We start from the raw sequence: 18555 nt of genomic DNA on the forward strand, positions 1-18555 counted from the left end.
CTTATTTGACTAACCGTGATGACGCTTAGCGTTTGGTGACTGACGGCTCAAAGTTGCGTTCGGCGTGGCCGGTATACAGCTGACGCGGACGAGCGATCTTCAGCCCTTCGCCGTGCATTTCGCTCCAGTGAGCAATCCAGCCGACAGTACGAGCCATCGCGAAAATCACCGTGAACATCGTCGACGGAATACCCATGGCTTTCAGAATGATGCCTGAGTAGAAGTCTACGTTCGGGTAGAGTTTACGCTCAATGAAGTACGGGTCGTTCAGCGCGATGTTTTCCAGTTCCATCGCCACTTCCAATAGGTCGTCTTTCGTACCCAGTTCTTTCAGAACTTCGTGACAGGTCTGACGCATTACGGTAGCGCGCGGGTCGTAATTCTTGTACACGCGATGACCAAAGCCCATCAAACGGAACGAATCGTTCTTGTCTTTGGCGCGTTTGATAAAGGCCGGAATATGCTCCACAGAGCTGATTTCTTCCAGCATACGCAGACAAGCTTCGTTGGCACCGCCATGCGCTGGCCCCCAAAGTGAGGCAATACCGGCGGCGATACACGCAAACGGGTTGGCACCGGAGGAGCCTGCGGTACGCACGGTAGAGGTAGACGCATTCTGCTCATGGTCAGCGTGCAGAATCAGGATGCGGTCCATGGCACGTTCCAGCACCGGATTGACGACGTACTCTTCGCATGGCGTCGAGAACATCATGTGCAGGAAGTTACCCGCATAGGACAGATCGTTACGTGGGTACACAAACGGCTGGCCGATGGAATATTTATAACACATGGCCGCTACGGTCGGCATTTTCGACAGCAGACGGTAAGCGGCGATCTCACGATGACGTTCGTTTCCGATATCTAACGAATCATGGTAGAACGCTGCCAGTGCGCCGGTTACGCCGCACAACACCGCCATGGGGTGGGAGTCGCGACGAAAACCGTGGAACAGACGCGTGATCTGCTCGTGAATCATGGTGTGGCGGGTTACGGTGGTCTTGAAAGTGTCATACTGTTCTTGTGTCGGCGCTTCGCCAAACAACAAGATATAACAGACCTCCAGATAGTTGGATTTTTCCGCCAGTTGCGCAATCGGGTAGCCGCGGTGCAGCAGTACGCCCACATCGCCGTCAATGTAAGTGATTTTGGATTCGCAGGATGCGGTGGAAGTGAAACCGGGGTCAAACGTGAAATAACCTTTAGAACCTAGGCTACGAATATCGATTTCATCGTTGCCAAGCGTACCAGACAGGACATTCAGCTCAATCGCTTCATTGCCGTCTATTGTAAGCGTTGCTTTTTTATCAGCCATTTACAGTCTCCTTAGCGCTTTAATCTTTAATTTTAAAAATTCGTCACTGCAGAAATACCGTCATGCCCGCACGCTGGACAAAGTAAACAGACCAGACGTCGCCCTGTAGTTGGAAACCAAACTGTCGTCGGAAACCAAATCGGGTACAGAGTTGACTATTATCGTCAGGCGTATCGTCAGGCGGTCACACAGTCAGGATGAACTCGTCTTCTCCCAGCTCGGGTTTTAGCCCTGTCCTGCTCTAATTGTAGCCAGTACTTATAATTTTTCCGGGGACTTTGTTTCCCACTGTTACATAACTTTGGTGAATGGGAAAGAGCTACCGATGAGCTTTAACAGGACAACAGGTTTCTTGGGCCTTAGTTGTAATTTAAATGTTGAGGATTTGTCAAATCAGATAATTAATTTTATATAAATTGTGAAAATCGTGATCTCAATCACTGTTCAGGGCAAATGTGCCCAAACAGTTTGTAGGGTAATTGTAATAAGAATGTGAAGTGCCTATACTGCCGCCAGGTCTCCGGAATACCCTGCAGTAGGAGCACCCAGTGTGATCGGTTTGTGCGGATGAAAATAAAGGATCGTATCCAGCCGTACATTGACAGAGACAAGCATCATCTCACCGTCCGCACTGTCTGACCCCACAACAGGTCCGGAGGAAGAAAATAATAAAAGCTGTGTGGGCAAACTCGTGAAAAAACAAAGACCTGTCAATCTGGATCTGCAAACGATCCGGTTCCCCGTTACCGCGATAGCATCTATTCTTCACCGTGTCTCCGGCGTTATAACGTTTGTTGCTGTAGGTATCCTATTGTGGCTGTTGGGCCTGTCTCTCTCTTCGCAAGAAGGGTTTGTTCAGGCGGCGGCCATCATGGGCAGCTTCATCGTGAAATTCGTTGTCTGGGGCATTTTGACCGCACTGGCCTATCATATTGTAGGTGGTCTGCGGCATCTGTTGATGGATTTCGGCTATATCGAAGAGAACTTCGAGGCGGGATCGCGTTCTGCAAAAACCTCTTTCATCATTACTGTCGTGCTTTCATTTTTGGCTGGAGTCCTCGTATGGTAAGCAATGCCTCCGCATTGGGGCGTAATGGCGTACACGATTGGTTATTACTTCGCGCTTCTGCCATCGTCATCGTGCTGTATGTCCTGTATATCGTTGGTTTTGTAGCCAGCGCCGGTAACCTCACGTATGAAGTCTGGCGCGGTTTCTTCGCCATGCATCTCACCAAGGTGTTCACCCTGCTGACGCTGTTCGCCATTCTGGTTCATGCATGGATCGGGATGTGGCAGGTGTTGACTGACTATATCAAACCGCTGGCTATCCGGCTGACGTTGCAGCTGGCTATCGTCGTCGCGTTGTTGGTGTACGTCATTTATGGAACTGTTGTGGTGTGGGGTGCGTGATGAATTTGCCAGTCAGAGAGTTTGATGCCGTTGTCGTCGGTGCAGGTGGCGCAGGTATGCGCGCTGCGCTGCAGATTTCCCAGATGGGCCTGTCCTGTGCCCTGTTATCAAAAGTGTTCCCGACCCGTTCTCATACTGTATCTGCCCAAGGCGGCATCACGGTAGCGCTGGGCAATACCCATGAAGATAACTGGGAATGGCACATGTATGACACCGTGAAAGGTTCCGACTATATCGGTGATCAGGACGCTATCGAATATATGTGTAAAACCGGTCCGGAAGCGATTCTTGAACTGGAACACATGGGGCTGCCGTTTTCCCGTCTCGATGACGGACGTATTTACCAGCGCCCGTTCGGTGGTCAGTCTAAGAATTTTGGCGGCGAGCAGGCTGCCCGTACTGCAGCGGCGGCAGACCGTACCGGTCACGCGCTGTTGCATACGTTGTATCAACAGAACCTGAAAAACCACACCACGGTGTTTTCCGAGTGGTATGCACTGGATCTGGTGAAAAACCAGGATGGCGCGGTGGTTGGGTGTACGGCTATCTGTATTGAAACCGGCGAAGTCGTTTATTTCAAAGCGCGTGCTACCGTGCTGGCGACAGGCGGAGCCGGTCGTATTTATCAGTCTACGACCAATGCCCATATTAATACCGGCGACGGTGTTGGCATGGCGCTGCGCGCCGGTGTCCCGGTGCAGGACATGGAAATGTGGCAGTTCCACCCGACCGGTATTGCCGGCGCGGGCGTACTGGTGACCGAAGGTTGCCGTGGTGAGGGTGGTTACCTGTTGAATAAACACGGTGAGCGCTTCATGGAACGCTATGCGCCAAATGCTAAAGACCTGGCCGGACGTGACGTGGTAGCCCGTTCTATCATGATTGAAATTCGTGAAGGCCGTGGTTGTGATGGTCCGTGGGGACCACATGCCAAGCTGAAGCTGGATCACCTGGGTAAAGACGTACTGGAATCCCGTCTGCCGGGTATTCTGGAATTGTCCCGTACGTTCGCACACGTTGATCCGGTGAAAGAGCCGATTCCGGTTATCCCGACCTGCCACTACATGATGGGGGGGATTCCAACCAAGGTGACCGGTCAGGCACTGACAGTGAATGAGAAGGGTGAGGATGTCGTTATCCCTGGTCTGTTCGCTGTAGGTGAAATCGCTTGTGTATCGGTACATGGCGCTAACCGTCTGGGTGGCAACTCGTTGCTCGACCTGGTGGTGTTCGGGCGTTCTGCGGGGATGCACTTGCAGGAATCTCTGGCCGAACAGGGCGTGACGCGTGATGCCAGCGATTCTGATATCGAGGCCTCGCTGGACAGACTGAACCGCTGGAATAACACCCGTTCCGGTGAAGACCCGGTGGAAATTCGCAAAGCGTTGCAGTCCTGCATGCAGAACAATTTCTCGGTATTCCGTGAAGGTGATGCCATGGCGAAAGGGCTGGAAGAGCTGAAAGTGATCCGTGAACGGCTCAAAAACGCCCGTCTGGACGATACGTCCAGCGAGTTCAATACCCAGCGTATTGAATGTCTGGAACTGGATAACCTGATGGAAACGGCTTACGCCACGGCGGTATCGGCAAATTTCCGTACCGAAAGCCGTGGAGCTCACAGCCGATTCGACTATCCTGATCGTGATGACGAGAATTGGTTGTGCCATTCGCTGTATCAACCGCAAACCGAAAGCATGACGCGCCGTGAGGTAAACATGCAGCCTAAACTGCGTCCGGCGTTCCCGCCGAAAGTGCGTACCTATTAATTGTGCGGAGAGAAAGCGATGAAAGTTGAATTTTCCATTTATCGTTATAACCCGGATGTCGATAGCGCTCCGCGCATGCAGGACTATACGCTGGAAGCGGAAGAAGGCCGTGACATGATGCTGCTCGATGCGCTGATCCTGCTCAAAGAGCAGGACCCGACACTGGCATTCCGTCGCTCCTGTCGTGAAGGGGTGTGCGGTTCCGACGGCCTGAACATGAATGGCAAGAATGGGTTGGCCTGCATCACGCCGGTATCTACCCTGCGCAATGGTAATAACAAAATTGTGATTCGTCCCCTGCCTGGACTGCCAGTCGTACGTGATTTGGTGGTAGACATGGGGCAGTTCTATGCTCAATATGAGAAAATTAAGCCTTACCTGTTGAATAATGGGAAGAATCCACCTTCTCGCGAGCATCTGCAGTCACCAGAGCAGCGGGAAAAACTGGATGGGCTGTACGAGTGCATCATGTGCGCATGCTGTTCGACATCCTGCCCGTCTTTCTGGTGGAACCCGGATAAGTTTGTCGGGCCTGCAGGTCTGCTGGCAGCCTACCGTTTCCTGATTGACAGCCGCGATACGGAAACCAAGGCTCGCCTGGATGACCTCAATGATGCTTTCAGCGTATTCCGCTGTCACAGCATCATGAATTGCGTCAGCGTCTGTCCGAAAGGATTGAACCCGACGCGCGCTATCGGCCACATCAAGTCGATGTTGCTGCAGCGTAGCGCCTGAGTTCTGGCTCTGTAGCACACTGTTTCCCCGTCGCGAGGCGGGGGAGCAACAGGAAACCTTTAAAAACCGGCTTGTGCGCTTGAACCGCTTTTTAAAGGTTCCTTCAGGATAAGACTATCCGCATTGTGCGTAACTAAGCACAGCAAGTGAACCGTTTTACGGCAATCCGTTTTATAACGGCAACATAGAACATGTTAACCACGGCGAAAACTGAAGCTAATTAGCTTAAGGGATCACAATGCAGAACGGCGCAATGAAGGCCTGGCTGGATTCCTCCTATCTGGCGGGCGCGAACCAGTCCTACATAGAGCAGCTCTATGAAGATTTTTTAACCGACCCAGATTCTATTGATCACAGCTGGCGTTCGATTTTTCAACAACTTCCTACCACTGGGGTTAGACCGGATCAACTTCACTCCAAAACCCGCGATTATTTTCGCCGTCTGGCGAAAGATGCTTCGCGTTATACTTCTTCCATTACTGATCCCGACAGTGATGCTAAGCAAGTCAAAGTGTTACAGCTGATTAACGCTTTCCGTTTCCGTGGGCATCAGCATGCCAACCTTGACCCGCTGGGTCTGTGGAAACAAGAGCGCGTAGCCGATCTGGATCTGGCTTACCACAACCTGACCGATGACGATCTGAAAGAGAGCTTTAATGTTGGCTCATTCGCCATTGGTAAAGAAACCATGCAGCTTGGTGAACTGTATAGCGCACTGAAGCAGACTTACTGTGGTTCGATCGGTGCGGAATACATGCACATCACCAACACCGACGAAAAACGCTGGATTCAGCAGCGTATCGAGTCGGTGGTGGGACAACCCAGCTTTAGCGTTGAAGAAAGAAAGCGCTTCCTGAAAGAGCTGACTGCTGCTGAAGGGCTGGAACGTTACCTGGGTGCCAAGTTCCCCGGCGCCAAGCGCTTCTCGCTGGAAGGTGGCGATGCGCTGATTCCTATGCTGAAGGAAATGATCCGCCACGCGGGCAAAAATGGTACGCGTGAAGTGGTGATGGGGATGGCCCACCGTGGTCGCCTCAACGTGCTGGTGAACGTGATGGGGAAAAAAACCCAGGATCTGTTCGACGAGTTCTCCGGTAAGCACAAAGACCATCTCGGCACGGGGGACGTGAAGTACCATCAGGGTTTCTCCTCCGATATGGAAACCGAAGGCGGCAAGGTTCACCTGGCGCTGGCGTTTAACCCCTCTCATCTGGAAATCGTCAGCCCGGTGGTCATGGGCTCGGTGCGTGCCCGTATCGATCGTCTGGATAACCCCAGTAGTTCACTGGTGTTGCCAATTACTATTCACGGCGACGCCGCGATTGCCGGGCAAGGGGTAGTGCAAGAAACCCTGAACATGTCCAAAGCTCGCGGTTACGACGTGGGTGGCACGATCCGTATTGTTATCAACAATCAGATTGGTTTTACCACCTCCAACCCTCTCGATGCCCGTTCCACTGAATACTGTACCGATATCGGCAAGATGGTGCAGGCGCCTATTTTCCACGTTAATGCTGATGACCCGGAAGCGGTAGCGTTTGTTACCCGTCTGGCGCTGGATTTCCGTAATACCTTCCAGCGTGATGTCTTCATTGATCTGGTGTGCTACCGCCGCCACGGCCATAACGAAGCCGATGAGCCGAGCGCTACCCAGCCGGTGATGTACCAGAAAATCAAAAAGCACCCAACGCCGCGTAAAATCTACGCCGACCGTCTGGAACAGCAGAAGATTGCAACGTTGGAAGACGCCACCGAGATGGTCAATCTTTATCGCGATGCGCTGGATGCGGGTGAGTGTGTGGTAGACGAGTGGCGTCCGATGGACATGCACTCTTTCACCTGGATGTCTTATCTCAACCATGAGTGGGACGAACCGTATCCGCATAAAGTTGAAATCAAGCGTTTGCAGGAACTGGCACGCCGTATCAGCGAAGTGCCGGAAGCGCTGGAAATGCAGCCGCGTGTCGCCAAGATTTATAACGACCGTGCTGAAATGGCGGCGGGCGAAAAACTGTTTGACTGGGGCGGTGCGGAAACACTGGCCTACGCCACACTGGTAGACGAAGGCATTCCGGTGCGTTTGTCTGGCGAAGATGCCGGTCGCGGTACCTTCTTCCATCGTCACGCTGTGGTGCACAACCAGAAAGGCGGCTCTACCTATACACCGCTGGCGTATGTTCATAACGCTCAGGGCGTTTTCAACGTCTGGGATTCGGTGCTGTCTGAAGAGGCTGTGCTGGCATTTGAGTACGGTTACGCTACGGCTGAGCCGCGTACGCTGACTATCTGGGAAGCGCAGTTTGGTGATTTCGCCAACGGCGCTCAGGTGGTGATTGACCAGTTCATCAGTTCCGGCGAGCAGAAATGGGGCCGTATGTGTGGTCTGGTCATGCTGTTGCCGCATGGTTATGAAGGTCAGGGTCCAGAACACTCCTCCGCCCGTCTGGAGCGCTACTTGCAATTGTGCGCTGAGCAAAATATGCAGGTCTGCGTTCCCTCCACACCGGCTCAGGTCTACCACATGCTGCGTCGTCAGGCGTTGCGTGGTATGCGCCGCCCGCTGATTGTGATGTCGCCGAAATCGCTGCTGCGTCATCCTCTGGCGACGTCTACGCTGGATGAACTGGCTGATGGGCAGTTCCAGCCGGCAATAGGGGAAATTGACAGTCTGGATCCAAAAGCAGTGAAGCGTGTCGTGATGTGTTCCGGCAAGGTCTACTATGATTTACTGGAACAGCGTCGCAAGAATGAACAGAACGATGTGGCGATAGTGCGTATCGAACAGTTGTATCCGTTCCCGCATCAGTCGGTGCAGGCCGCGCTGGAACCGTTCGCTCACGTACATGATTTTGTCTGGTGCCAGGAAGAGCCGCTGAACCAGGGCGCATGGTATTGCAGCCAGCACCACCTCCGTGAGGTGATTCCTTTTGGTGCCTCGTTGCGGTATGCCGGTCGCCCGGCCTCTGCTTCACCCGCCGTTGGCTATATGTCCGTACACCAGAAACAACAACAAGCTCTGGTTAATGACGCGCTGAACGTTAATTAAATGAATAAGGATAGATAATGAGTAGCGTAGATATTCTTGTCCCTGATCTGCCGGAATCTGTAGCTGACGCGACTGTCGCTACCTGGCACAAGAAACCGGGCGATAGCGTCCAGCGTGATGACGTGCTGGTTGAAATTGAAACCGACAAAGTGGTGCTGGAAGTACCGGCTATCGAAGCGGGTGTACTGGAAGTGGTGCTGGAAGCTGAAGGCGCTACCGTGACATCTCGCCAGGTTCTGGGGCGTTTGCGTCCGGGAGATAACTCCGGGAAAGAAACCAGCGAAAAAGCACAGAACAAAGAGTCTACTCCGGCACAGCGTCACACCGCTGGATTAGAAGATGAAAATAACGATGCTTTGAGTCCAGCGATTCGTCGTCTGATTGCCGAACATGACTTGGACGCATCCGCTATTAAAGGCAGTGGTGTCGGCGGGCGTATTACCCGCGAAGATGTGGAAAAACACCTGGCGGGTCAGAAGCCAGCCAGCAAAGCGGTTGAAGCACCGGTGGCAGCACAACCTGTTGCCGCGCTGGGAGGTCGCAGCGAGAAACGTGTTCCGATGACCCGTCTGCGCAAGCGCGTTGCTGAGCGTCTGCTGGAAGCGAAAAACAGTACCGCTATGCTGACCACGTTCAACGAAGTCAACATGCAACCGATTATGGATCTGCGCAAGCAGTATGGCGAAGCGTTTGAAAAACGTCATGGCGTGCGTCTGGGCTTCATGTCCTTCTACATCAAAGCTGTCGTGGAAGCACTGAAGCGCTATCCGGAAGTGAATGCGTCTATTGATGGCGAAGATGTGGTCTACCATAACTATTTCGACGTCAGCATTGCGGTATCCACCCCTCGTGGTCTGGTAACGCCGGTGCTGAAAGATGTCGACTCGCTGGGTATGGCCGAGATCGAGAAGAAAATCAAAGAGCTGGCGGTGAAAGGCCGCGACGGTAAGTTGACCGTTGAAGAGCTGACGGGTGGTAACTTCACTATTACCAACGGTGGCGTGTTTGGTTCTCTGATGTCGACCCCGATTATCAACCCGCCGCAGAGCGCGATTCTGGGGATGCATGCTATCAAAGATCGCCCAATGGCAGTGAATGGCCAGGTGGTCATCCTGCCGATGATGTATCTGGCGTTGTCCTACGATCATCGCCTGATCGATGGCCGCGAATCAGTCGGTTTCCTGGTTACTGTTAAAGAAATGCTGGAAGACCCGGCTCGCTTGTTGCTGGATGTCTAACCCGTTGTAGTAAAAGGCGGCTGGCCTGCGTCCTGCCGCCTTTATTATGTGCTATGCAGGCCGTTGCCTCTGTGCGGCGGCGTTATCCACGACAGAGAGTCTCTGGACTTATCTTCAAACTTAAATGGATAGAACATCATGAACTTACATGAGTATCAGGCAAAACAGCTCTTTGCTCGGTATGGTTTACCGGCACCCACCGGTTACGCCTGCACAACACCGCGTGAAGCGGAAGAAGCTGCCTCCAAGATTGGTGCTGGCCCGTGGGTTGTTAAGTGTCAGGTGCATGCTGGCGGCCGTGGTAAGGCTGGCGGTGTGAAACTGGTGAACAGCAAAGAAGAGATTCGCGCCTTTGCTGAAAACTGGTTGGGTAAACGTCTGGTTACCTACCAAACGGACGCTAACGGTCAGCCGGTTCATCAGATTCTGGTGGAAGGTGCAACGGATATTGATAAAGAGCTTTATCTGGGTGCTGTAGTCGATCGTGGTACCCGCCGTGTGGTATTCATGGCTTCCACCGAAGGTGGTGTTGAAATTGAAAAAGTGGCCGAAGAAACGCCACATCTGATTCATAAAGTCGCTCTGGATCCCTTGACCGGGCCTCAACCGTATCAGGGACGCGAACTGGCGTTCAAGCTGGGGTTAAGCGGTAAGCAGGTTGCGCAGTTCACCAAAATCTTCATGGGGTTGGCGACACTGTTCCTGGAACGTGACCTGGCGCTGGTTGAAATCAACCCGCTGGTTATCACTAAACAAGGTGACCTGGTGTGTCTGGACGGCAAGCTGGGTGCTGACGGTAATGCCCTGTTCCGCCAGCCGGAACTGCGCGAAATGCGTGACCACTCCCAGGAAGATGCCCGTGAAGCACATGCTGCTCAGTGGGAACTGAACTATGTCGCACTGGATGGCAACATCGGTTGTATGGTGAATGGCGCTGGTCTGGCGATGGGAACCATGGACATCGTGAAGCTGCACGGTGGTTCACCGGCTAACTTCCTCGATGTGGGTGGTGGCGCGACCAAAGAACGTGTAACCGAAGCATTCAAAATCATCCTGTCTGATGACAAGGTGAAAGCGGTACTGGTCAATATTTTCGGTGGTATCGTTCGTTGTGACCTGATTGCCGACGGTATTATCGGTGCGGTAGCGGAAGTGGGCGTGAATGTTCCGGTCGTTGTGCGTCTGGAAGGCAACAATGCTGAATTGGGTGCGCAGAAACTGGCGGATAGTGGTTTGAACATCATTGCTGCGACCAGCCTGACGGATGCGGCTCAGCAAGTGGTTGCAGCAGTGGAGGGTAAATAATGTCCATTCTGATCGATAAAAACACCAAAGTCATCTGTCAGGGTTTTACCGGCAGTCAGGGTTCATTCCATTCTGAGCAGGCGATTGCCTACGGTACGCAGATGGTAGGTGGTGTAACGCCAGGTAAAGGCGGTACGGAACATCTGGGGCTGCCCGTATTTAATACGGTACGTGAAGCAGTAGAAGCCACGGGTGCGACGGCGTCTGTTATCTATGTACCGGCTCCGTTCTGTAAAGACTCCATTCTGGAAGCCATTGATGCGGGTATCCAACTGATCATCTGTATCACCGAAGGTATCCCGACGCTGGATATGCTGACGGTGAAAGTGAAGCTGGAGCAAAGCGGTGTGCGTATGATCGGTCCGAACTGCCCAGGTGTGATCACCCCAGGGGCCTGTAAGATTGGTATCATGCCAGGCCACATCCATTTGCCGGGTAAAGTGGGTATTGTATCTCGCTCCGGTACGCTGACTTATGAAGCCGTAAAACAGACTACAGATGCTGGTCTGGGTCAGTCGACTTGCGTGGGTATCGGTGGCGACCCGATTCCTGGCTCCAACTTTATCGATATTCTCAAGCTGTTCGAACAGGATCCGCAGACCGAAGCTATCGTGATGATCGGTGAAATCGGTGGTACTGCTGAAGAAGAAGCGGCAGCCTACATTAAAGAACACGTCACCAAACCGGTCGTGGGATATATTGCGGGTGTCACCGCGCCGAAAGGCAAGCGTATGGGCCATGCGGGTGCGATTATCGCTGGTGGTAAAGGTACGGCAGATGACAAATTTGCTGCGCTTGAGGCCGCGGGCGTTAAGACAGTACGCAGCCTGGCTGACATCGGCGATGCGGTAAAAGCAGTGCTGACACGTTAAGCGGAATGCACTGAATATAGTGTTTCATTACCTTCAAAGTTCGACATGTTTGGCCACCTCAGGTGGCCTTTTTTATATTTGAACCTTGTCGCAAAAATGTAGCTTCATGGGAATATATTTAATCAATCTGGCAACAATAAAATAACACATGGTGTATAAATTAAAAGTTTCCATATTTTAGATCAACCAATGCTATTTTTATTTAAAACAAAAAATACATTATTAACGGCACGCTTCAGAAACCAGACGATTACATCAGATTAACATTTAATGATGTGTAAAATAAAAGGCGATGTTTATTAACATATGGGGCGATAGTTGTTTTAGATCAAAAATCTAAACTGGATATCTGTTCGGAAATAAGATTAAATTGCGGTGGGTCAATTATGCCCTTGAGGGCCCGTAACGTGGCGATTGGCGTAAAATCAAAAAACTCAATCCGCATCACGTAAAAACCTATTTATTGTAAGGTTGTAGAGGCGTAATATAACTATACTCATATCTGAGTATAGTATTCGTAATTCTGTAATTTTTTCTTCGGCTTACTTTTCAAATGCGTCGTGATGACGTGGTGGCGCATATTGAGGCCTGTGCTAAAGCAATTGTTGTGTTCTTTAGGTTACTAACTGCCGGGTATTTAGTGGCTTGTCTGTACAGCGAGCTAAAGACCCTCCTGCGAGGAGCAAGGAGTTAAGATGTTTGATGTAGTCGAACTGTCACGTTTACAGTTTGCCTTGACCGCGATGTATCATTTCCTGTTCGTGCCTTTAACGCTGGGGATGGCGTTTTTGCTGGCGATCATGGAAACCGTGTATGTCTTGTCTGGCAAACAAATCTACAAAGATATGACCAAGTTCTGGGGCAAGTTGTTTGCGATTAACTTTGCCCTTGGTGTGTCTACCGGTCTGACCATGGAATTCCAGTTCGGTACTAACTGGTCGTATTACTCTCACTATGTCGGCGATATCTTCGGTGCACCTCTGGCAATCGAAGGATTGATGGCGTTCTTCCTGGAGTCTACCTTTGTCGGGCTGTTCTTCTTTGGCTGGGATCGACTGGGCAAAGTGCAGCACATGGCGGTAACCTGGCTGGTGGCGTTGGGGTCCAACTTGTCTGCATTGTGGATTCTGGTGGCCAACGGCTGGATGCAGAACCCAGTTGCTTCGGATTTCAACTTCGAAACCATGCGCATGGAGATGGTGAGCTTTGCTGATCTGGTATTGAACCCGGTTGCACAGGTGAAATTCGTTCACACCGTCGCGGCAGGATATTGTACCGGTGCCATGTTCATTTTGGGTATCAGCTCCTACTACCTGCTGAAAGGGCGTGATGTCGCTTTTGCCAAACGTTCCTTTGCGATTGCAGCAAGCTTTGGTATGGCGGCCGTACTGTCTGTTATCGTGCTGGGCGACGAGTCTGGTTACGAGATGGGCGACGTACAGAAAACCAAGCTGGCGGCTATCGAAGCAGAATGGGAAACCCAACCTGCACCTGCTGCGTTTACCTTGTTCGGTGTTCCGAATCAGGAAACAATGGAGAACAAGTACGCAATTCAGATCCCTTACATGCTGGGCCTGATCGCTACCCGTTCTACCGACAAGACGGTGACGGGTCTGAAAGAACTGATGGAGCAGCATGAAGTTCGTATCCGCAACGGTATGAAGGCTTACCATCTGTTGCAGCAACTGCGCTCCGGTAACACCGACCCGGCTGTACGCACTGAGTTCCTGAAAAACAAACAGGATCTTGGTTATGGTCTGTTGTTGAAACGGTATACCCCGAATGTGGCGGATGCCAGCGACGCGCAGATTAAGCAGGCGGTTAAAGATTCTATTCCGCGTGTAGCCCCACTGTACTTCTCCTTCCGCATTATGGTGGCGTGTGGCGTACTGATGCTGTTGATTATCGGCCTGTCTTTCTGGACGGTGCTGCGCAACAAGATTGGTCAGAAACGCTGGCTGCATCGCATCGCGCTGTATGGCATCCCGTTGCCGTGGATTGCTGTTGAAGCGGGTTGGTTTGTTGCGGAATACGGTCGCCAGCCGTGGGCGATTGGTGAAGTGTTGCCGACTGCTGTCGCTAACTCCTCGCTAACTGCGGGAGACATCCTGTTCTCCATGGGACTGATTTGCGGTCTGTATACGCTGTTCCTGGTGGCTGAAACATACCTGATGTTCAAGTATGCGCGTCTGGGTCCAAGCAGTCTGAAAACAGGTGCTTATCACTTCGAACAGCCGATCGCGGCTCAGGAAGTACGGTAACAGGAGTCCACTATGTTTGATTATGAAGTCTTGCGTTTTGTCTGGTGGCTGCTGATTGGTGTGCTGCTGATCGGTTTTGCCGTCACCGATGGTTTTGACATGGGCGTCGGTGTGCTGGTACGCCTGATGGGGCGTAATGATGTAGAGCGCCGCGTGATGATTAACAGTATCGCGCCGCATTGGGACGGTAACCAGGTGTGGTTGATCACGGCTGGTGGTGCGCTGTTCGCTGCCTGGCCGATGGTGTATGCCGCTGCGTTTTCCGGTTTCTACATCGCGATGATTCTGGTTCTGGCATCGTTGTATTTCCGTCCGGTCGGCTTTGACTACCGTTCGAAAATCGAAGATCCGCGCTGGCGCAATATGTGGGACTGGGGCATTTTCATCGGTAGTTTCGTTCCGCCGGTGGTTATCGGTGTCGCATTCGGTAACCTGCTACAGGGTGTTCCGTTCCATGTGGATGAGTATCTGCGCTTGTACTACACCGGTAACTTCTTCCAGTTGCTCAATCCGTTCGGCTTATTGGCAGGTATTGTCAGCCTGAGCATGATTGTGGCACAGGGGGCGACTTATCTGGTGATGCGTACTTCCGGCGACCTGCTGTTCCGTGCCAAAAAAGTCGCTCAGTTCGCTTCGTTGGCGCTGACGGTGACGTTTGCTCTGGCGGGTGTCTGGGTTGTTTATGGCATTGATGGTTATGTACTAACGTCGGTCATTAATACGGCTGGCGAGTCTAACCCGCTGCATAAAGAAGTAGCTCGTCAGGCTGGTGCCTGGTTGGTCAACTACAATAGTCACCCTGTGCTGTGGGCTATTCCGCTGCTCGGTGTGGTGTTGCCGCTGGTGACTGCGCTCATGGCGCGGGCAGGAAAGGGAGCGATGGCATTTTTGTTCTCCTCCCTTAGCATCGCCTGTGTGATCCTGACTGCTGGTATTGCCATGTTCCCGTTCATCATGCCGTCAGTGACCGTACCGAATGTCAGCCTGACCATGTGGGATGCAACCTCCAGCCTGCTGACGCTTCGAGTGATGACTGTGGTGGCGATTATCTTCGTCCCGATCGTGCTGTCTTACACCATTTGGTGTTACTACAAGATGTTCGGACGCATCACTAAAGAGCATATCGAGCAGAATTCTCATTCGTTGTACTAAGTAAGGAGCCTGATTTATGTGGTATTTTGCCTGGATATTGGGAACGCTTCTTGCTTGTTCGCTGGGCGTGATTACTGCTCTGGCACTGGAACAGAGCGAAGCAACCAAGACGAATAAAGATAAACTGTAATGATGGTTATTGATCGTCTTTACCGCTGTATGGATAAGGGCCCGTTACGGGCCCTTTCCCTGATCATGGCGTTATTACTGGCTGGATGTGTTTTCTGGGAGCCTGCGCGTTTTGCCGCTCGCACCAGCTCACTGGCAGTCTGGCAGGGAATCGTGCTGATTTGGGCGGTGTGTACGGGGGTCGTGCATGGTGTAGGGTTTCGTCCGCAGAGAATGCGCTGGCGAGCCTTCTTTTCCCCCCTTCCAGCCTTTGTGATCCTGGCCGCAGGATTGTATTACTACTTCCTGTAGGATAGCTTTTCATTCCTTTTGGTTATGGGTTGTCCGCAACCCATAATTATTTACCTTCCTGTACATAGAACCCATTCCCAACTTTATCCCTCTTGCGTATAGTAGCGGGGTTTATCGCATTACCGGGATGTAGAGTGAGTAATAAAGTGTTCCGCTGGCCAGTGCGTGTCTACTATGAAGATACAGATGCAGGTGGCGTGGTTTATCACGCGCGTTATGTGGCCTTCTATGAACGAGCCAGAACTGAAATGTTGCGCGCGCACGATTTTCATCAGCGCGTACTCATGAATGAACATATTGCCTTTGCTGTACGTAAAATGACGATTGAGTATCTTGCCCCGGCGCGTCTTGACGATTTACTGGAAGTGCAAAGCGAAATCGTTACGATACGCGGCGCTTCCCTGACATTCGCACAGCGCATTCTTGACTCGTATGGCACCCTGCTGAGCCATGCCGAGGTTTTAGTCGCATGTATCGATCCATTTCAAATGAAGCCGGTTGCGCTTCCTAAGTCTATTGTCGCGGAGTTTAAGCAGTGACTGACATGAATATTCTTGATTTGTTCCTGAAGGCTAGCCTTCTGGTTAAACTTATCATGTTAATTTTAATCGGTTTTTCCATTGCCTCTTGGGCGATTATCATTCAGCGTACCCGTATTCTGAATGCTGCGACGCGTGACGCCGAAGCGTTTGAAGACAAATTCTGGTCGGGTATTGAGCTGTCTCGCCTTTATCAGGAAAGTCAGACTCGACGTGAGAATCTGACGGGTACTGAGCAAATTTTTTATGCGGGCTTCAAGGAGTTCGCGCGGTTGCATCGGGCCAATAGCCATGCACCGGAAGCGGTGGTGGAAGGGGCCTCCCGTGCCATGCGCATTTCCTTGAACCGTGAGCTGGAAACATTGGAAACGCATATTCCTTTCCTCGGCACCGTCGGGTCTATCAGCCCGTATATCGGTTTGTTCGGTACCGTATGGGGGATTATGCATGCGTTCATCGCGCTGGGTGCGGTGAAGCAGGCGACACTACAGATGGTGGCGCCGGGTATCGCCGAAGCATTGATTGCTACCGCTATCGGTCTGTTCGCCGCAATCCCGGCCGTTATGGCATATAACCGCCTGAACCAGCGTGTGAATAAACTGGAGCAGAATTACGACAACTTCATGGAAGAGTTTATTGCTATCCTGCACCGTCAGGCTTTCTCCAGCGAAGGCAACCGTTAATCAGGAGGTGATATGGCTCGTGCGCGTAGCGGCCGCCGGTCGCTGAAATCCGAGATTAATATTGTTCCTCTGCTGGACGTGTTGTTGGTGCTGTTGTTGATCTTCATGGCAACTGCGCCAATCATCACTCAGAGCGTGGAAGTGGATCTGCCGGATGCAACCGAATCCAAGACCGTATCCAGCAACGATAATCCGCCGGTGATTGTCGAGGTATCCGGTGTAGGGCAATACAGTCTGGTGGTTGATCATAATCGTATGAATCAATTGCCTGCGGAGCAGGTGGTGGCTGAAGCTCAGTCTCGCCTGACCGCAAACCCGAAAACGGTCTTTCTGATCGGGGGTGCCAAAGATGTTCCTTATGATGAGATCATTAAGGCGCTGAATTTGTTGCATCAGGCCGGTGTCAAATCTGTCGGGTTGATGACGCAGCCGATTTGACCGGCGAGTCCGTGAATGATGACATCTGAGAAGGATAGGCATCATTTGTCTGGCAAAACTGTTTTTGGGAATCCTTTGTGTTAAAGGCAAACGAACGAAACGATAAGCTAAAGCGAGCCGTCATAATCTCGGTCGTTTTGCACGTTATTCTGATTGCGTTGCTGATTCTGAGTTCACTGAACCAGAAGATGGATGACGCCAGCGGTGGTGGTGGCGGTTCATCCATTGACGCGGTGATGGTTGACCCCAGTGCGGTGGTCGATCAATACAATCGTCAGCAACAGCAGCAGAGTGACGCCCGCCGCGCTGAGCAGCTGCGTAAAAAACAGGCAGATCAGCAGGCTGAAGAGTTGCAGGCGAAACAGGCTGCCGAACAACAGCGGCTAAAAGAACTGGAAAAAGAACGCCTGCAGGCACAAGAAGAAGCGAAACAACAAGCGCAGGAACAGGCGCAACAGCAAAAACAGGCGGAGGAAGCCGCCCAGAAAGCGAAGGAACAGCAAAAACAAGCGGAAGCGGCTGCCGCGAAAGCTAAAGCAGAAGCAGAGCAGCAGGCTAAGGCTGCCGCCGCAGCGAAGAAGCAGGCTGAAGACGAAGCGAAAAAACAGGCTGCTGCTGACGCGAAGAAGAAAGCGGAAGAAGAGGCAAAAGCTAAGGCAGCGGCAGCGGCTGCTGAAGCCAAGAAGAAAGCTGAAGACGACGCCAAGGCTAAAGCGGCTGCTGAGGCTAAGCAGAAAGCTGAAGACGATGCCAAAGCTAAGGCGGCAGAAGCTGCTAAGGAAAAAGCCGCGGCTGAAGCGGCTAAGAAAGCTGAGGCCGCTGCTGCTGCCAAGAAAGCGGCAGACGACAAGAAGAAATCTGCTGCGGCTGCTGCCAAACAGGCTGGTGAGGTTGACGACCTGCTGGGGGGGCTTGCTTCATCGAAGAATGCGCCAAAAGGTGGTGGCAATGCAGCCGGTAGTAATGCACCGGCCGGGGCAGGTAATAATAAGAAGAGCGGGGCATCAGGCGCTGCGCTGGATAGTTACGGCAGCCAGGTTCGCACCGCGATTCAGAGCAAATTTTATGACTGGGAGTCCTACAAAGGACGCACCTGTACGTTACGCATCCGACTGGCGCCTGATGGCCTGCTAATCGATGTGAAGAGTGAGGGCGGCGATGCGGCATTGTGTCAGGCGGCAATTGCTGCGGCCAAGCAGGCTCGGATACCGAAGCCACCCAGCTCTGATGTATATGAGGCTTTCAAGAACGCACCGATAGACTTTAAACCGCAGTGATCCGGTTGCCAGTTGGCGGAGTTTACGACTATGACTTCACTGGTCACCGTGCACATCGTGTTTGTTGATATGGGTTTGTTAAACGCTGCCAGGTTATCGTA

Annotated in this window: 17 protein-coding genes; 16 read left to right on the top strand and 1 reads right to left on the bottom strand. The window is 52.1% G+C overall.

Features of this window, described 5'->3' with window-relative positions:
* Window positions 1–25 precede the first annotated feature (25 nt).
* A complete protein-coding gene (locus DD586_RS05940) occupies window positions 26–1312 on the bottom strand; it encodes a citrate synthase (protein WP_012883903.1) in 1287 nt (428 codons plus the stop codon).
* Window positions 1313–1991: 679 nt separating this feature from the next.
* Between DD586_RS05940 and sdhC the strand changes: the two genes are divergently transcribed.
* The 16 genes from sdhC to tolA all read left to right on the top strand — a co-directional run bounded on the left by sdhC (window position 1992) and on the right by tolA (window position 18454).
* Window positions 1992–2381 carry a succinate dehydrogenase cytochrome b556 subunit gene (sdhC, locus tag DD586_RS05945; RefSeq protein WP_012883904.1) on the top strand — a complete coding sequence of 130 codons (390 nt, stop codon included), beginning with the start codon at window positions 1992–1994 and terminating at the stop codon, window positions 2379–2381.
* The gene (sdhD, locus tag DD586_RS05950; RefSeq protein WP_012883905.1) at window positions 2375–2722 is read left to right on the top strand and encodes a succinate dehydrogenase membrane anchor subunit; all 348 of its coding nucleotides are present in this window, start codon (window positions 2375–2377) and stop codon (window positions 2720–2722) included. The genes sdhC and sdhD overlap by 7 nt, the downstream gene beginning before the upstream one ends.
* Complete coding sequence (gene sdhA / locus DD586_RS05955) at window positions 2722–4488, top strand: succinate dehydrogenase flavoprotein subunit (protein WP_012883906.1); 1767 nt, start codon at window positions 2722–2724, stop codon at window positions 4486–4488. Before sdhD ends, sdhA begins: the two co-directional genes overlap by 1 nt.
* 18 nt (window positions 4489–4506) lie before the next feature.
* Window positions 4507–5223 carry a succinate dehydrogenase iron-sulfur subunit gene (locus DD586_RS05960; RefSeq protein ID WP_012883907.1) on the top strand — a complete coding sequence of 239 codons (717 nt, stop codon included), beginning with the start codon at window positions 4507–4509 and terminating at the stop codon, window positions 5221–5223.
* A gap of 238 nt (window positions 5224–5461) precedes the next feature.
* The gene (gene sucA / locus DD586_RS05965; RefSeq protein WP_012883908.1) at window positions 5462–8269 is read left to right on the top strand and encodes a 2-oxoglutarate dehydrogenase E1 component; all 2808 of its coding nucleotides are present in this window, start codon (window positions 5462–5464) and stop codon (window positions 8267–8269) included.
* Between the two features lie 17 nt (window positions 8270–8286).
* The gene (gene odhB / locus DD586_RS05970) at window positions 8287–9507 is read left to right on the top strand and encodes a 2-oxoglutarate dehydrogenase complex dihydrolipoyllysine-residue succinyltransferase (protein WP_012883909.1); all 1221 of its coding nucleotides are present in this window, start codon (window positions 8287–8289) and stop codon (window positions 9505–9507) included.
* A 138-nt stretch (window positions 9508–9645) separates the two neighbouring features.
* Window positions 9646–10812, top strand: a complete 1167-nt coding sequence (gene sucC / locus DD586_RS05975; RefSeq protein ID WP_012883910.1) for an ADP-forming succinate--CoA ligase subunit beta — start codon at window positions 9646–9648, stop codon at window positions 10810–10812.
* On the top strand, window positions 10812–11684 hold the full coding sequence (gene sucD, locus DD586_RS05980) for a succinate--CoA ligase subunit alpha (RefSeq protein ID WP_012883911.1): 873 nt from the start codon (window positions 10812–10814) through the stop codon (window positions 11682–11684). Before sucC ends, sucD begins: the two co-directional genes overlap by 1 nt.
* A gap of 695 nt (window positions 11685–12379) precedes the next feature.
* On the top strand, window positions 12380–13945 hold the full coding sequence (gene cydA, locus DD586_RS05985) for a cytochrome ubiquinol oxidase subunit I (protein WP_012883913.1): 1566 nt from the start codon (window positions 12380–12382) through the stop codon (window positions 13943–13945).
* A gap of 12 nt (window positions 13946–13957) precedes the next feature.
* Window positions 13958–15097: a cytochrome d ubiquinol oxidase subunit II gene (cydB, locus tag DD586_RS05990; RefSeq protein ID WP_012883914.1), complete on the top strand. Its 1140-nt coding sequence runs from the start codon at window positions 13958–13960 to the stop codon at window positions 15095–15097.
* Window positions 15098–15113: 16 nt separating this feature from the next.
* Window positions 15114–15227, top strand: a complete 114-nt coding sequence (gene cydX, locus DD586_RS21245; protein WP_012883915.1) for a cytochrome bd-I oxidase subunit CydX — start codon at window positions 15114–15116, stop codon at window positions 15225–15227.
* Window positions 15227–15517 carry a cyd operon protein YbgE gene (gene ybgE / locus DD586_RS05995; RefSeq protein WP_012883916.1) on the top strand — a complete coding sequence of 97 codons (291 nt, stop codon included), beginning with the start codon at window positions 15227–15229 and terminating at the stop codon, window positions 15515–15517. Before cydX ends, ybgE begins: the two co-directional genes overlap by 1 nt.
* Window positions 15518–15651: 134 nt before the next feature.
* A complete protein-coding gene (ybgC, locus tag DD586_RS06000) occupies window positions 15652–16056 on the top strand; it encodes a tol-pal system-associated acyl-CoA thioesterase (protein WP_012883917.1) in 405 nt (134 codons plus the stop codon).
* Window positions 16053–16739, top strand: a complete 687-nt coding sequence (gene tolQ, locus DD586_RS06005; RefSeq protein ID WP_012770580.1) for a Tol-Pal system protein TolQ — start codon at window positions 16053–16055, stop codon at window positions 16737–16739. Before ybgC ends, tolQ begins: the two co-directional genes overlap by 4 nt.
* A 12-nt stretch (window positions 16740–16751) precedes the next feature.
* Window positions 16752–17177, top strand: a complete 426-nt coding sequence (gene tolR / locus DD586_RS06010; RefSeq protein ID WP_012883918.1) for a colicin uptake protein TolR — start codon at window positions 16752–16754, stop codon at window positions 17175–17177.
* A gap of 77 nt (window positions 17178–17254) precedes the next feature.
* A complete protein-coding gene (gene tolA / locus DD586_RS06015) occupies window positions 17255–18454 on the top strand; it encodes a cell envelope integrity protein TolA (protein ID WP_012883919.1) in 1200 nt (399 codons plus the stop codon).
* The last annotated feature ends 101 nt before the right edge of the window (window positions 18455–18555 follow it).

Origin of the sequence: Dickeya parazeae Ech586 (genome assembly GCF_000025065.1) — a bacterium.
GTDB lineage: Bacteria > Pseudomonadota > Gammaproteobacteria > Enterobacterales > Enterobacteriaceae > Dickeya > Dickeya zeae.